This window comes from Acinetobacter sp. C26M, assembly GCF_023702675.1.
In the GTDB taxonomy this organism is placed as follows: domain Bacteria; phylum Pseudomonadota; class Gammaproteobacteria; order Pseudomonadales; family Moraxellaceae; genus Acinetobacter.
The window spans coordinates 1,600,778-1,616,524 of the sequence record NZ_CP098478.1 but is presented as its reverse complement, the minus strand read 5'-3'; the positions used below and the strand labels follow the sequence as shown (position 1 = coordinate 1,616,524).

Below are 15,747 nucleotides of genomic sequence, written 5' to 3'. Positions count from 1 at the left end.
TCTAGTCTAATATCACTTTTGCTGAACCATTTTTTGCCGCATCAGCCTGCTTCGCAGAACAATCTGGTAAATCAATTGCAGGGACATTCACCGATGCTCCACCCATAAACAAATGTTGTCCCGCCTTCACCTCAAACTTGCCACCTGTGGTGGGAAAAATACCCGAACCATCCAGCTTAATCTGAGAACCGCCAGCAGTAATCACAATCTCTTTTGGGCTGGTAATTTCAATTCGATCTTCGGTCGAAATAATCTGGATGCCTTGTTTGGCCAGTAAGTCCATTCCATCAGCCTGTGCCAACATCTCAAACTTACCCTTTGCCGCAACTTGCTTGATCCCACCTTGCGCGGCAAACAGACCCGCTTTACCACTCACATGCGCCACCAGATTCTTTTGCGTACTTACATTGATACTGTCGCCCGCAAACTGGTTAATTTGTCCATCTGCTGATAAATGAATATCCTCACTGGTACTTAGACCTATTCCCGCAGGTGAACTGAGTAACAGCATCGCTTTATTAAACTTGGCAATATCAGCTTCAATTTCATCAGCAAAAGCTTTCAGTTGATCCAACGATTCTATTTCATCGGTCTGCTGATTCTTAGCAACTTCACTCAGTGCCTTGGCATTGTTTTGATTGCCCTCAAGTTGTTGCTTAGCAGGTTGTGCATCAAGGTGTTCACCTTGCGCTTGATCCTGTTTATGCGTGGAAACAAGAAGACCTTCACCTGCACGTACTGCACCCCATTGATCAGTCCGCAGCTCAAACCCTTCACCTCGATCTTCACTTTCGGCTTTGTCTTTGGGATGGCTGAGCTTTCCTAGGTTCAATTGGCTCGCTGCATGGCTGCTTTGTAGTTGTGCGCTGATTTGCCCTGTGGTGTCATCAAAACGCAGTTGGTTAAAACCTTCACCCTGATATTCTTTCGATTTGATTCCTGCCAGTTTTTTGGTGTCTGGCAGTTTACCTGCATTGTCGAACTTGGTTGGGCTGCGTTGTGCTTCGTGAATGCGTCCCACTACAAAGGGACGGTCAATATTGCCATCAAAGAAGTCGATCACTACGATTTCATCGATACGTGGCAAGAAGCGTGCACCATAGCCTTCACCAGCCCAAGGTGTCAGTACATCGACCCAAGCAGAGTCGGTGTCATTGTCATTACTACCTGCACCACCATCATGGCTATGATCGTCATTGCGAGTAAACAGGAAACGGACTTTTATACGGCCCCATTCATCGACATGGATTTCCTCTCCACTTGGCCCAACCACTTTGGCACGTTGCGGTGAAGCAGCTGGACGGTGTTGTAATGGGTGATATTCAGGTACGGTTTTGATGCTACGACGTTGCAGGATGAGCTGATTGGCTTGGCGTTCTTCTGTGTTGCTTTGCTGTGTTGGTTGCCAATTACTTTGTGCTAAGAGTTGATTGATCTGTTGATATAGATCTTTAGGTAAATTATTTTGGTTATAAAAGTTTTTGCCTGTGATCAGGAATTCTTTGTCTGCACCATCATGTTGATCAATTTCAGGGTGTTCAGCTAATTCAAACCAGTAACCGACATGAGTATCGCGGACTGTGGTATTGGCTGTAAATTGCTTTGATTGTAGGTCGTAGTATTGACCGAGATTTTGATTCAGTTTTTCGATCTGTGCATTGCCCGATTGGGTAGCACCGTCTTCACCATTGAGGTCTTGCATCCACGCTGGTGAAAAGTGCCATGCCTGTTCTAATCCTAGACTGGCATTGTCATACTGATCACTGTGCGTATGTGTGCTCTGCACACTGCCTGCACCATCTTCCTGTTCAAGTGCATCTGCTTGCCAGCGTTGTACATGGACGCTGCTCGGTTGTAATGAACGTTGTCCAACCAGACTGGTCATGCTGTCGTATTGTTCAGTGGCACTGCTGCGGTGGTAGCGAATATGGCGACGGTCTAAGGCTTGATACTGGCTATTGTCATCAATCAAACGTAGTTTTTGCGGCTGAATCGCAGCACTACTGAGTGCAACGATTCGCTCAGCTTCGTCAATAAGCCAATTCATCCCTTCACTTCTCATCAAACGGGTGAGAAAGTCATAATCGCTTTCATTAGACTGCATAATAAAGGGACGGACATCATAGTCCTGACTCAGTCCACTTAAATCTAAACTTAAGCTTGATGCAAATAAGGGGCTTTTGCTCTGCCACTCTTTGAAGATGATTTCCACCACATCTCGCACACTTTTATTCATGAAGACGCGGCTGTTACGGCGTTGTTTCCACAGTGCGGTTGGGTCTTCTAAAGTCAGTTTATATAAAGTTAAGCTACCGTCGGATTGTCCTTGCAAGGCTTGGGTGATAATGCCTGTGACACGGGTCAATTGACCTTGATCGGTCACGCTATCAACCGCTGCTTGGCTACCAATAAATTGTTTCAGCGGAATGGTGGCATTGGTCGATAGGCAGATCAATTCTGCCTTAAATCCATCATTCAGTTGATGCTGACCATCAATACGTTGCAGAAAAACCTGCGAATTTAAATTTTGATTAGAAAATTGAATATGAATAGCACGTTTTTGTGCAGTCAAACCTAAATTGTCTAAAGCTTGAAATATATTAACCAACATCTTTTTATATAAAATTAAATCAAATTTTAGCCATGGTATACAAAACAGACTGATTTGTCTATTTTGTATAATTATTGTTAAACCGATTTAATGATGGCGTTTTAAAATAGATTCACTCATTAAATGATATATATCCTGTAGGTCAATCCGATTGGAATCTGCCAATAATTGGCGATGCATATTTAATATATTTTGGTCGCCTCGCATCGCGGGGCCTGTCTGCATATCCTTGGGATTATTGGTCGTCGCTTTATTTGCAGTCTCTAAAATTAAAGGATATAACAAACTAAAATCAACCTGTTCAGCATCAACCACTTGCTTGGCAATGTCATAACAATAATTACTAAAATTGCAAGCAAACACTGCAGCCAAATGTAAAGTCAGCCGTTGTGTAGAACTATATTGATAAACACGTTGGCTTAAACTATTTGCCAAATCGGTTAATAAGGTTAAGTCCTTTTGCTGAGCCGCTTCAACAAATAAAGGGGTGCCCCTCCAATTCACAGCTCTTTCCATACTAAAAGTCTGCAAGGGATAAAAAACCCCAGCTCGCGGATGTCTCTGTTCAAGTATCGCTAAATCTGTGCTACCCGATGTATGAACAATAAGATTATCAGGTAAATATTGAGTAATGGCTTCAATCACACTCGAAATTGCTTGATCGCTCACCGCAATAATGACTAAGTCTGTTTGCGAATCAAGCTGTTGAACCTCATTAATTGCTTGTGCCTTAACCTGATTTGCTAGTGTCTGGGCATGCTGTAAATCTCGGCTCAAGATCTGAACAATTTGATGCTTTAACTGCAATACCTTGGCTAAATGTGTCGCAACACGGCCAGCACCAATCAATGTAATTCGCATAATCTCTTTCTATTCATCGTAATTGCTTAAGCATGCCAATAAAAAAAGGACGAATCAATTCGCCCTTTTCTTTACTGATCACTTAATTGACATTATTCAGATAGACAATGCGTTCAATGGTACGTTGAGTAAAGCATTTAGTATACTGCATCTCTTGGTCTTGCTGACGCATTGCATCATTCCAATAGCTGGATTGTTTCTGATAAGTCTCACGATCTTTTTCTGGAATATCATACACGTTTTTCTGTGAGAGTACCTTACAGTCGATATCACGCTTTTCAAACCAATCTGCTTGATCTTGCTGCAATTGTGATTTTTGTTCAGGGCCGAATTTATCCCAAGTTTGGTTTAAACGTTCAACCTGTTTTGATTTTTCAGCATCAAGTTCTTTCTTGCGAATATCCATTGCTTTTTGTGCCAAATTCATTTGAGCAGAGGATTCCGCATCATACTCTTGCTGTGCTTTTTCACTACTTTGTTCCATCAAACGATTTTCTTTTAAGTAAGCGACGTATTGCACAGCTTTGGTTGCCATAAAGACCACGCCATCGATCACAGAATTTTGATCTGGAATATTGAAAACTAAGCCATCTTTATCAGTTTTGGTTAGATTATAAGAAAACTCACCACGTAACTGATCATTTTCGAGCGTTAGTGGGTAATCTCCATCCGAGAAGTAATCACTTAAGGTATACGTTCTTGGATCTTCATCCTCACCATCGTGTTGGTATTTTTGTTCTTCGAGGTAAGCATTCTCTGCACGTTTCTGTAAGCCTTGAGGGAAAGAAACGACCAACTGGCTTTCACAACTTAATAGGGTCTTTGAAGTTTGCTCTGTTTCAGCTGCATCCAATGTACGGACATTTTTGATCTCGAATTTCAAACCTTTATTGATCTTGTCTAAAATATCGTAGTCGGCCTGATATTCACTTTCACGTAAACTACGCTCAATTTGTTTTAAATATGCTTTCTTTAGTGCCGCCTGAATGTTATTCAAGTTATCTTGATTGGTACAACTCCACTCAGCAACAGCTGCAGCATCGGTATCTTCAACTTTATCTTTTGGTTTGAATTTATCACAACCTGTTAGTAAAACAGCTGCAGTTAATGTTGTGAATATAAAAAACTTATTCATATTAATGCTCTATTATCTTGTTTTTCGAGCACATTCTACTCAATTTAAAACTATACTTTCGAGTCTTTTCTATGATTTTATTCAAACGATCAGATCTAAAATCTTATTCATTCAAATAAGCAATTAAAATAAAAGGAGTTATTGCAATAATAACTCCTTTAAATCAACAAGCAGTTAATCAAGGTGTAATTGAAAACTCAATACGACGATTTTTAAAACGCCCTTCTTCTGTCCCATTATCTGCAACAGGATTATCTGCACCATGACCTACAGCTGTAAGTTGAGCCGCATCAACGCCTTGGCTGACCAAATAATCCACCACTGCTTGTGCACGCTTTTGTGATAACGCTTTATTGCTGTCAGCATTACCTGTTGAATCGGTAAAACCTGCAACAGTTAGTTTTGCATCTTTGATATTTTTCATTAAAGCTGCTGCTTTATCCAAGATGGCTTTATTTTCATCTGGAATCTGATTCGAACCTGTTGAGAAATTAATAATCTGTAGATTTAAAGCTTTAATCACAGCATTAATATCAACCTGATTAGTATCAATATTTGCCAAAGCATCTTGGGCTGCATTTAAGCTATTGCTTACAGAATCAGCTGCACTGACAGGTGCTTCTACAACCACCTCTGTATTTGGTACAAGCGCTTTGATTTTACCAAGTAGCTCATTCAGTTTGGTTGCGTCAGCACCTTTCAAAGTAATCTTGTCGCCTACCCAATCCAATGAAACATTTGGAACGCCTTTAAGTAGCCCTATTACGCCCGCTAGACCAGTCTGATCAGTAAATGTAGCTGCATGCGTTGTAGCAGTGTCTACTGTACAATCCTGACTTGAAGCAAAAACTTCTTTAACTTTGGCCTGAATACTCGCCAAGAAACCTTGGTCCCCCACACCGACTTGACATTGGGCCATATTACCATTGGCATCCGTGCTTAATGCTAAACTCGCAGGTGCAGCATCTGAGGTTACTTGTGATGCAGCAGAATTGTCATTATTTAAAGGAACAGCCATCTGTTTATGCTGACAAGACTTCCATAACCATGCCACCAAAAGCGCTAAAATAATCACTGCCACTATCGGCAACCAAGCACGTGATTTAGTTGCCGTAGCGGCTGCATTATTGGCTAGATTAGAAACTGAAGCAGACGTACCTGATACCAGCCCTAATGGCGCAAGCAACCCGACTGCCCATGCAGGTAAAAGTGAGCGAATGGTGTCCGCATGCTGTTTTAAATAATTGACAATGCTTTGAGTATCATTACCCGCTTCACTTGTTAAAGCAGCAAGGCTTACTGGAAGTGCTTGATTTATGGTTTGCTCTGCTTCAGCAGTCGGAAGCTGCCCGCCCGCTAGGTTGGATAACAGCGCATTTTTGACTTGATCATTATGACCAAATAAATCGAATAATGAAGGTGAAATAGACTCTTTTAGTTTTTGGATTAGCTCAGGTTTCGCGGCTAAAATTGAAAGAAAAATCGGATAAAATTTGGATAGCAGCGCACTTTTCTCGTTCGCTAAACCGTCTTGACCGCCTACAATTGCAGAAGTCACTTTTTGCTTTAGTAGTTCGATTGGGTTTATTGACATTGTTATTCACTCCAACACATTAAATTTATAATATTCAGATCGCTTAAGAAATATGCAGAACACAAGCAAGCTGACGCTTTTTTATTCTAATCAATTGTGTATTTTTTATTCGTTTTTATATAATTTAAATACAATACTTACATCACACTTTACAAACCTGGCTAAAACCAATTGACCTTAGCTTATTACTGGTTTGAATTGTAAGTACTGCCATAGCGAATAATTTCATCACTCATAAAACATTTTTATTTGCTTAATTGATATAGAAAAAGTAAGGAAAAACTGGCGAAAATGAGCGTCAGGAAAGGAAATAACCGATAGGATTTCTTTTCGGTTGCGATCTCAACTGGCTCAGTAACTTGTTCCAAGGATTCAGCTACAATTGGAACTTCATCTAACAATGCAAGTACTTCCTCAGACCAGTTTGGCAATAAAGCATGAATAGATTGTTGATGTTCACGTAGGTAATGAATAATGCTTATTGCATCATTGCCGACTTCATTTGAAAGTACCGCCAGACTTTTCGGAATTGCCCGATTTAATGTGATTTCTACCTCTGCAACAGAAACCTTGCCTGCTGCTAACCTCAAGAGTAATGCATTTTTTACCCGTTCATTTTCTTCCAACAGGTCAAAAACAGAAGGTGTTAGCTTCTCTTTTAACTGATCAACAAGTTCTGGTTTTTGCAAAAAACGATGCAGAAAAATGGGATAAAATCTGGATAAAACATCATTTTTCTCATTCACCAAAAAAGTTTGGTCATTCACAATAATAGAGGATACTTTTTGCTTAAGTAGCTCCATTGGATTTATAGCCATATGTTTAGCTCCAATGATTTAACTCATTTATTTCTCGTTTTTTATAATTTTATGTAAAGCACATCTCATTTATTTTCTTACTTTAATCTAATTTTTTTGTTTTTATCTATTTTGTAAAATTTAAATACAATAATCTACATCACACTTTACAAAGCAGAATAAGACTTCATCGTCTTATTCTGCTGCTTTTATATCATTTTAAGCAAATATCGTAATAACTTTGCCGGTTAACTGCTGTCCAAGCAATGGCGTATTTTTACCTTGAGAGACGATTGTTTCTTTGGAAACAGTCCACACTTGTTCTGGATCAACCAAAACCCAACCCGCTTCTTGCTGCCAGCATTCCGTCATATTGGCAACTTGTGCTGGAATCGACGTGACTTTTTCAACCCACTCTAAAGGTTCAAATACACCTTCCTGAATCAGCTGTACACCTAAACCTACATAGGTATCAAAAGCACTAATCCCTGGTTGTGTTTCTGCAAAGGGTGCCATTTTCGCAGAACTGCTTAATGGTTCATGATGGGTACAAATTGCATCAATCACGCCCTCTTTGACACCTTGACGTAATAAAGCCTTATCTTGCTCAGAACGTAACGGTGGACGTACATGCGCTAGTGAGTTAAAGCCATCGGTCAGCTGCTCAGTAAGATGCAGTTGATGCATCGCAACATCCGCAGTAACAGGTAAACCTTTCTCTTTTGCTGCGCGAATCAAATCAACTGAAGCACCACAAGACAGCAGTCCAAAGTGGGCTTTCACTCCTGTTGCTTCGATCATGATTAGGTATTTTGCAATTGCAACTGTTTCAGCAATTGCTGGAATCATCGGTAAACCTTGACGAGAAGCAATAAAGCCTTCGTGTGCACAGCCATCTTTGGCAATCTGAGGCTCTTCTGCATAGAACACGACAGTTAAGCCCAAACCTGCTGCATACTCAAGTGTACGAATTACTACATCATCATTTTCAAAGCTTGCATTGGCATTTGAAACCGCAGTACATCCACCCTTCTTCAATCCCGCCATATTAGCAGGTTGTTTGCCATTCAGACCTTGTGTTTGGGCCCCGATAATTTGCAGATAAATACCACCATCCAATTGTGCTTTTTCAATCAAGCCATGAATTAAAGCACCATTATCTTGAACAATTGGCTTTGAATCAGGTGGTGTAATCACATGCAAAATACCATTGGCGCGCGCTGCTTTACCTTCCGACTTTAGAGTCCCATGTTGTTGTTGACCTGGCTCTCGTAAGCGTGCACATAAATCAACCATGGTCGGCATTAACCACTTGCCTTGCCCATCAATGCTTTCATCGACTTGGCCTACCGCATCGATCAACTTACCATTTTCGATATAAACCGTTTTGACTTGATCAGTTTTTTGAATTGGATCGAGCACACGGACATTTTCAATTTTTACAATACTCATGTGATCTATCCCTTACAGTGCAATCGCTTCAATTAAACCTTGTTCTTGTAACTGCCCTTGCATCGCAAGTGCCAGTACCGCCATACGAACTGCGATACCATTGGTCACTTGTTTTAAAATGACAGATTGATCGCCATCCGCAACACTTGAATCAATCTCAACGCCACGGTTCATTGGACCAGGATGCATCACGATGCAATCAGGCTTGGCTAAAGCCAAACGCTCTTTGTTTAAGCCGTACATTTTGTAGAATTCAGCCTGTGAAGATAGTGCAGGTGAATCAATACGTTCATTTTGAATACGTAATGCAATAATCACATCGCAGTCTTTTACACCTTCATCCATTTTGTTAAACAGACGGACATGCTCACCATATTCATCAAAAGCTACTGGTAATAAGGTATTTGGTGCAATTACACGAATGTCTTTACAACCCAATGTTTGCAATGCTGCCACATTTGAACGAGCAACACGTGAATGCTTGATATCACCAATAATGGCAACGGTTAATTCTTCAAAAGGTTTTTTAGTCTCACGACGGATCGTCAACATATCCAGCATTGCTTGGGTTGGATGCGCATGACGACCATCACCCGCATTAATAATCGCAACTTTAGGACAAACATCTTTAGCAATAAAATGTGCTGCACCTGAAGATGAATGGCGGACCACAAAAATATCTGCCGCCATTGCTTCCAAGTTCCAAAGCGTGTCACGTAACGTTTCACCTTTAGATGTGCTTGAGCGTGCGATATCAATATTTAAGACATTGGCAGATAAACGCTTCGCTGCAGCCTCAAAAGTGGTACGGGTACGCGTGGAGTTTTCAAAGAACAGATTCATCACCGTCAACCCTTCAAGTAGTGGACGGTTGATCAAATTATTATTTTCATCTAAAAAGCTTTGTGCTGTATCTAGAATTTTGGTCAGGGTTTGTTTAGAAAGACCCTCGATTGTTAAAAAGTGCTTGAGATTTCCTTGTTGATTGAGCTGGATCTGACTCAAAGTATGCAATGCCGCCAAGTGCATAAGAGATTCCTAACACGTTAAGTTAAGGCATTATACAGACTTTGGATTTCATTCGTAGTTGAAGTTTTCAGCACTTAAGTAAAAAATTTTAGTTCTTTTACTTGATCTTATTTTTTATGCACTATCAGAACATCAATTCTGAATATTAGTCTATATATGAATATCCTAAAAAAGGATAAGGATGTAAACATCAACGCTACATCCTTTTAATTTTCTATTTTTTAATGACTTATAATTTACCTTAGTGCACCAATATAGTGATGATGCACCTGCGCTTGATAAATTTCTTCGTCTGTCACTTCCATGGAATAAGTATCTAAAACCTCAACCGATTGTTTTTCAATCGCAGTTTTTGTCTCCACAACCAATGGATTTGGCTCAGGATATAAATCAATCAATGGGCTTAAACGATGTACAAAACGTTCCAACTCTGGGTCCTGAGTAGTTAAAGCAATATCCAGTACATGCTTGGCATAATCTTTATTGTTAACGAGATACATTACATCGATCACACGACCACAGACACGTCTTAAACGGACATACATTTGAGTTGCAATCGTAAAAGCTTCGGCATTGACCAGTACTTCGTTATTCATGCTTTCTTTCATAAAGTCCTCACATCATTGGGAGAAATATTTATTGATTATTCATTTAGAGAAATGCAAAAGCTGTACCAACTATTAAAATAAAAAAATAAAAATGTACTCGATCACATTTTTTGAATCTCCTAAATACAGATCAAATTATTAAAAAAATATCGATTAATTCAGAATAAAGCTGACAATCACACAAATATGCACCGACAGAGCAAACAAAAATCAGTTAAAATAGCCGATTGCTAAAAATGTTTTTGGAAATTTGAATGAATGCTAAACAACGTCTAACAGACTATTGGGTGACCTGTGCGGACGGGCTTGAAACCTTATTACAACAAGAGCTTGAAGATTTAGGCATTCAAAATATCCAACGTTTTGCTGGTCGCTTAGTGTTTAAAGGCACGCTTGAAAATGCATACCGCGTTTGTATGTGGTCACGCCTTGCCTCTCGCGTACTTTTACCGATTCATACCCACGAGCTTGAACATACCCATGATGCGCGTGATGTCGCTGAAGAACTCTATGAAGGCGCGATTAGTTTTGACTGGTCTTTGATTTTTGCACCACAAAGTACCTTTGCCGTTCGCTTGCACGTAGAACGTGAAATTAAGGTTAATACACAGTTCGCGACCCTACGCGTTAAAGATGGTGTAGTGGACTCCTTTATGGAAGCCGTTGGCAAGCGTCCGAGCATTGATATTAAGCAACCTGAAATTACCCTGTATGCCCTTGCAGGTAAGACGGAACATACTTTTTGCTTAGACTTATCTGGTGATTCTTTACATAAGCGTGGCTATCGTCGTTATATGACCGATGCACCAATTAAAGAAAACTTGGCTGCAGCGATTCTACAAAAAGCCCAATTATCAAAATATCAACCTGATATTATTCTTGACCCAATGTGTGGCTCAGGCACATTTATTATCGAATCTCTCCTCATTTTGACAGACCGTGCGCCTGGTTTAGTGCGCCGTTTTGGTTTTAATGGTTGGCATGGCCATGACCATGAGCTCTGGATGTCACTGAAAGCTGAAGCTGCTGAACGTCATGAGAAAGCTTTACAACAGCCCCTACCTAAATTCTATGCTTATGATGCTGATTGGGAAGCTGTAAAAGCAACGCGCCAAAACATCATTGCTGCTGGTTTTGAAAAGTTACTTGATCAAATCCAAATTGAAGAACGTACCCTAGCAGATTGGGATGACTTCCATGCCGAAGGTAAAAAAGCCTTTATCGTGACCAACCCCCCATATGGCGAACGTTTAGGTGATAAAGCCTCTAGCCGTTCATTCTATTTAGGTTTATCGGGACTGTTACAAAAGAATTTCCCAAATCAGTCTGTTGCTGTCATTGCAGCACAAATTGAACAGGCAGATGTGCTTGCTATTAATGATCCTCAAACCTTACGTTTGATGAATGGTAAATTACCAATTTATATCCGTTTTGGTACCGTTAAACCTGCAACAGTGACACAACCTTTTCTTGCCACTTGGCAACCACAACAATTTGAAAAAATTGAAGGTGCAGAAGACTTTACCAATCGTTTGCAAAAAAATATGCAAACATTGAAAAAATGGGCAGTCAAAGAAAATATATTCTGTTTACGTTTATATGATGCCGATTTGCCAGACTTTAACGTCGCAGTCGACTTATATGGGGATCGTTTGCATGTTCAAGAATACGCGCCACCAAAAACCATTGATCCAGAAAAAGCAAAAAAACGTTTTAACCTTGCGCTAGCTGCCATTCGCGCTGTAACAGGCTTAGGTCGTGATGCAATCTTTATTAAAACACGTGCAAAACAAGCGGGTGCAAACCAGTACACTAAACAAAGTACGGCATCGAAACGTTTTATCGTTCAGGAAGGCAATGCTCGTATCTTGGTGAATTTGACCGATTATTTAGATACAGGTCTATTCTTGGATCACCGCCAGATGCGTTTAAGAATTGCCAAAGAAGCACGAGGCAAACATTTCCTCAATCTTTATAGCTACACCTCTACAGCAAGCCTACATGCTGCTTTAGGTGGCGCAGCAAGTACGACCAGTGTCGATTTATCCAATACTTACTTGAATTGGTCAAAAGAAAACTTTGTATTAAACGGTTTAACTGTAGATCATGCAGATGAACAACACATGTTCTTTGCAAGTGATTGCTTTGAGTGGCTAAAAGAAGGTCATGAGCAATATGATTTGATTTTCATTGACCCACCAACCTTCTCAAACTCAAAGAAGTTCTATGGAACTTTTGACGTACAGCGTGACCACGTTTCACTTCTTAAACGTGCTATGAATCGCTTAACCAGTGATGGAACCTTGTATTTCTCAAATAACTATCGTGGCTTTGAACTAGATGAAGAGTTAGAGGCGATGTATCAAGTTGAAGAAATCACCTCTGAAACGATTGGTTTAGATTTTAAACGTAATCAAAAAATTCATCGTGCTTGGAAAATTCAGCATCCCACTATTTAATTACGAGCTCGGCTTTAACATCATCGTTATAAGTCACATGAACATTGCCTGACTCGAATTCATAAATCATGTAACGGTCAGGTGGTTGTTCATGTGGTTTGATGGTCGCAGCCCGCTTATCTCGATTATCAACGGCCAGTACTTTTTTTTGTTCTTCGTGAGGAGATAACACGCCTCCCAAGATAGTACTAACACGAATATCACCCAAGTATTTATCACTAAGGATCCGTTGTGAACGCCAACGCTCTTCTTCAGGCTTTAAAGCATCTTGCTGAGCTTTAATGATAATACTAGGCAGTGCATTGTTCAGCATACCTGTTTGTAAAGCGAGCGATCCTTCATTCAATGGCTGTGCAGCATTCGCCATCGAAGATAAGGCCGTTAACAACAAAATTACACAAGCATGTGTGCAATGATGTCTGTTGTTTTCCATTGCAATTCATCCTGAATTTTTTTCTTATTTGTTCCGAAGCTATCAAGTTTTTAATCAAGTCGCAATGTTATTGGTAATATTCGAGCAAAAATCTGACCAATAACACCAATACAAAAAAAGATGGTGATTTTGATCACCATCTTTTTAGCCAATCGTTAAAATTGTACTTAGCTGAGTTTCATTTTATCAAACACAAGATGACCATCTTCACCTTTGATTAAAATGTTATCCCCCGGCTGAAATTCACCTGAAAGGATTTTCTGAGCCAAGTTATTTTCCACTTGCTGTTGAATGGCACGTTTTAATGGACGTGCACCATACACAGGGTCAAAACCGGCATCGATCAATAAGTCGAAAGCAGTATCATCCACGGTTAAGCCCATATCCCGATCGCTCAAGCGTGAACGTAAACGATCTAACTGAATATCGGCAATTCCACGAATTTGCGCTTTCTGTAATGAATGGAAAACCACCAACTCATCAATACGGTTAATAAACTCTGGACGGAAATGCTGGGTTACCGCATTCATGACCACAGTACGAACTTCATCATCGGTTGCGCCTTCTCCCAGCTCACGTACATCTTGTGAACCGAGGTTCGAGGTCATTACAATAACCGTATTTTTAAAGTCAATCACACGACCTTGCGAATCGGTTAAACGCCCATCATCCAACACCTGTAGCAAAATGTTAAACACATCTGGATGGGCTTTTTCCACCTCATCAAACAGCACCACGCTATAAGGTTTACGGCGTACCGCTTCAGTTAAAACACCACCTTCTTCATAACCGACATAACCAGGAGGCGCACCAACCAGACGACTGACCGAGTGTTTTTCCATGAATTCAGACATATCAATACGAATCATGGCATCATCACTGTCAAACAAGAAGTTTGCCAAAGCCTTAGTCAACTCGGTTTTACCTACACCAGTTGGTCCAAGGAACAAGAATGATCCACTAGGACGGTTCGGGTCAGACAAGCCTGCACGTGAACGACGTACCGCATTGGAAACAGCAATTACTGCTTCATCTTGTCCGACCACACGGTTATGCAAGAACTCTTCCATATTTAGAAGTTTTTCACGTTCACCTTGCAACATCTTCGCCACAGGAATACCTGTTGCGGCACTCACCACTTCGGCAATCTCATTCTCAGTGACTTTGGTACGAATTAGCTTCGGTTCTTCATTTTCCTCTGCAACTTCAGCTTGCTCTAAACGCTTCTGCAACTCTGGAATAACACCATATTGCAAACGTGCTGCTTCTGCCAAATCACCTTCGCGTTTAGCTTTTTCCAGAGCGACGCGTGCCTGATCCAATTCAACTTGTGCTTTCTTATCCCCCTCGACCAGCGTTTTTTCAGCTTTCCAAATCTCTTCGAGATCGTTGTACTCTTTTTGCTTTTCAGCAATTTGCTGCTCAAGATGATTCACCTCGGCTTTACTTCCCGCATCTTGGTCTTTTTTCACCGCTTCCAATTGCATTTTCAATTGGATTAAGCGACGGTCAAGTTTGTCCAAAGCTTCTGGCTTCGAGTCGATTTCCATTTTGATCCGCGATGCTGCTTCATCAATCAGGTCGATAGCTTTGTCAGGTAGTTGACGATCTGTAATGTATCGATGAGACATCTTCGCTGCAGCAATAATCGCTGAGTCTAAGATTTGCACACCATGATGGGTGGCATATTTTTCCTTTAGACCGCGTAGAATCGCAATGGTATCTTCAACACTTGGTTCATCCACCAACACTTTTTGGAAACGACGTTCAAGCGCAGCATCTTTCTCGATGTATTGACGATACTCATCTAAAGTCGTTGCACCTACACAACGAAGTTCACCACGCGCTAAAGCAGGTTTCAACATATTACCTGCATCCATTGCGCCATCACCCTTACCAGCACCAACGAGCGTATGTAACTCATCAATAAATAGGATGATCTCGCCTTCGTGCTTAGCAAGGTCTTTCAATACAGCTTTTAAACGCTCTTCAAACTCACCACGATATTTTGCACCTGCAAGCAATGAACCTAAGTCTAATGACAGTACACGCTTATTCTTCAACCCTTCAGGTACTTCGCCATTGACAATACGTTGTGCTAATCCTTCGACAATCGCTGTTTTACCGACCCCAGGTTCACCAATCAGGACAGGATTATTTTTAGTACGACGTGATAAAACTTGAATGGTACGACGAATTTCATCATCACGGCCAATCACAGGATCAAGCTTGCCCGCTAAAGCACGCTCAGTTAAGTCAATGGTGTATTTATTGAGTGAGTCACGTTGATCTTCGTGATTATTGCTCATAACTTTGTCATTTCCTCGAATATTTTCAATCACTTTACGTAAGCTTTCTGGTGTTACACCCACGCTGTTTAAAATAGTTTTGGTTTCGCCCGTTTCAGCTAAACCTAACAACACCCAATCTGTTGATAAAAACTCATCACCTGCTTTTTGTGCATAACGGTCAGCTAAATTCAATGCCTTTACCGCTTCAGGATTCAGATTGATATCACCTGTAGGATTCGCCAAAGTAGGAGCATTTTCTAATGCTTGTTCCAATTTTTGCTTTAACTCTGGTAAACGTGCACCCGCTTGTTGCAATAAACTCAGATTGGCAGGTTCTTTCAAAAGAGTCGACAGGATATGAATTCCTGCAATTGCAGTATGATCCTTACCCATTGCCAATGATTGTGCGTCTGAGAGTGCTTGCTGTAAACGGTTTGTAAATTTTTCAAATCGCATTCTTGTTATTCCTCACAACAA

Annotated in this window: 11 protein-coding genes; 1 reads left to right on the top strand and 10 read right to left on the bottom strand. The window is 40.6% G+C overall.

The genetic code is table 11. From position 1 onward, the window contains the following. Nucleotide 1: 1 nt before the first annotated feature. The 8 genes from NDN11_RS07250 to NDN11_RS07215 form a co-directional block, all read right to left on the bottom strand. A complete protein-coding gene (locus NDN11_RS07250) occupies nt 2-2,611 on the bottom strand; it encodes a type VI secretion system Vgr family protein (RefSeq protein WP_251111239.1) in 2,610 nt (869 codons plus the stop codon). A gap of 87 nt (nt 2,612-2,698) precedes the next feature. Next, nucleotides 2,699-3,472 (bottom strand): Rossmann-like and DUF2520 domain-containing protein, encoded by a 774-nt coding sequence (locus tag NDN11_RS07245; protein ID WP_251111238.1) that lies wholly within the window; start codon nt 3,470-3,472, stop codon nt 2,699-2,701. An 82-nt stretch (nt 3,473-3,554) separates the two neighbouring features. Next, nucleotides 3,555-4,607, bottom strand: a complete 1,053-nt coding sequence (locus NDN11_RS07240) for a DUF1311 domain-containing protein (protein ID WP_251111237.1) — start codon at nt 4,605-4,607, stop codon at nt 3,555-3,557. A gap of 178 nt (nt 4,608-4,785) precedes the next feature. Beyond that, nucleotides 4,786-6,201: an OmpA family protein gene (locus NDN11_RS07235; protein WP_251111236.1), complete on the bottom strand. Its 1,416-nt coding sequence runs from the start codon at nt 6,199-6,201 to the stop codon at nt 4,786-4,788. A gap of 245 nt (nt 6,202-6,446) precedes the next feature. Continuing rightward, nucleotides 6,447-7,019, bottom strand: a complete 573-nt coding sequence (locus tag NDN11_RS07230) for a hypothetical protein (protein WP_251111235.1) — start codon at nt 7,017-7,019, stop codon at nt 6,447-6,449. A 198-nt stretch (nt 7,020-7,217) separates the two neighbouring features. After that, nucleotides 7,218-8,450 (bottom strand): dihydroorotase, encoded by a 1,233-nt coding sequence (locus tag NDN11_RS07225; RefSeq protein ID WP_167251480.1) that lies wholly within the window; start codon nt 8,448-8,450, stop codon nt 7,218-7,220. Between the two features lie 12 nt (nt 8,451-8,462). Then, nucleotides 8,463-9,479, bottom strand: a complete 1,017-nt coding sequence (locus tag NDN11_RS07220) for an aspartate carbamoyltransferase catalytic subunit (RefSeq protein ID WP_251111234.1) — start codon at nt 9,477-9,479, stop codon at nt 8,463-8,465. Nucleotides 9,480-9,715: 236 nt separating this feature from the next. Continuing rightward, entirely contained in the window at nt 9,716-10,087 is a 372-nt protein-coding gene (locus tag NDN11_RS07215; RefSeq protein ID WP_167251476.1) for a hypothetical protein, read from the bottom strand. A gap of 254 nt (nt 10,088-10,341) precedes the next feature. Here NDN11_RS07215 and rlmKL point away from each other — a divergent pair, with 254 nt between their 5' ends. Beyond that, nucleotides 10,342-12,546: a bifunctional 23S rRNA (guanine(2069)-N(7))-methyltransferase RlmK/23S rRNA (guanine(2445)-N(2))-methyltransferase RlmL gene (gene rlmKL / locus NDN11_RS07210; RefSeq protein ID WP_251111233.1), complete on the top strand. Its 2,205-nt coding sequence runs from the start codon at nt 10,342-10,344 to the stop codon at nt 12,544-12,546. Here the strand turns inward: rlmKL and NDN11_RS07205 are convergent. Next, a complete protein-coding gene (locus NDN11_RS07205) occupies nt 12,539-12,979 on the bottom strand; it encodes a hypothetical protein (RefSeq protein ID WP_251111232.1) in 441 nt (146 codons plus the stop codon). The two genes, rlmKL and NDN11_RS07205, sit on opposite strands and share 8 nt — an antisense overlap. 167 nt (nt 12,980-13,146) lie before the next feature. Beyond that, on the bottom strand, nt 13,147-15,726 hold the full coding sequence (gene clpB, locus NDN11_RS07200) for an ATP-dependent chaperone ClpB (RefSeq protein ID WP_251111231.1): 2,580 nt from the start codon (nt 15,724-15,726) through the stop codon (nt 13,147-13,149). Between the last annotated feature and the right edge of the window lie 21 nt (nt 15,727-15,747).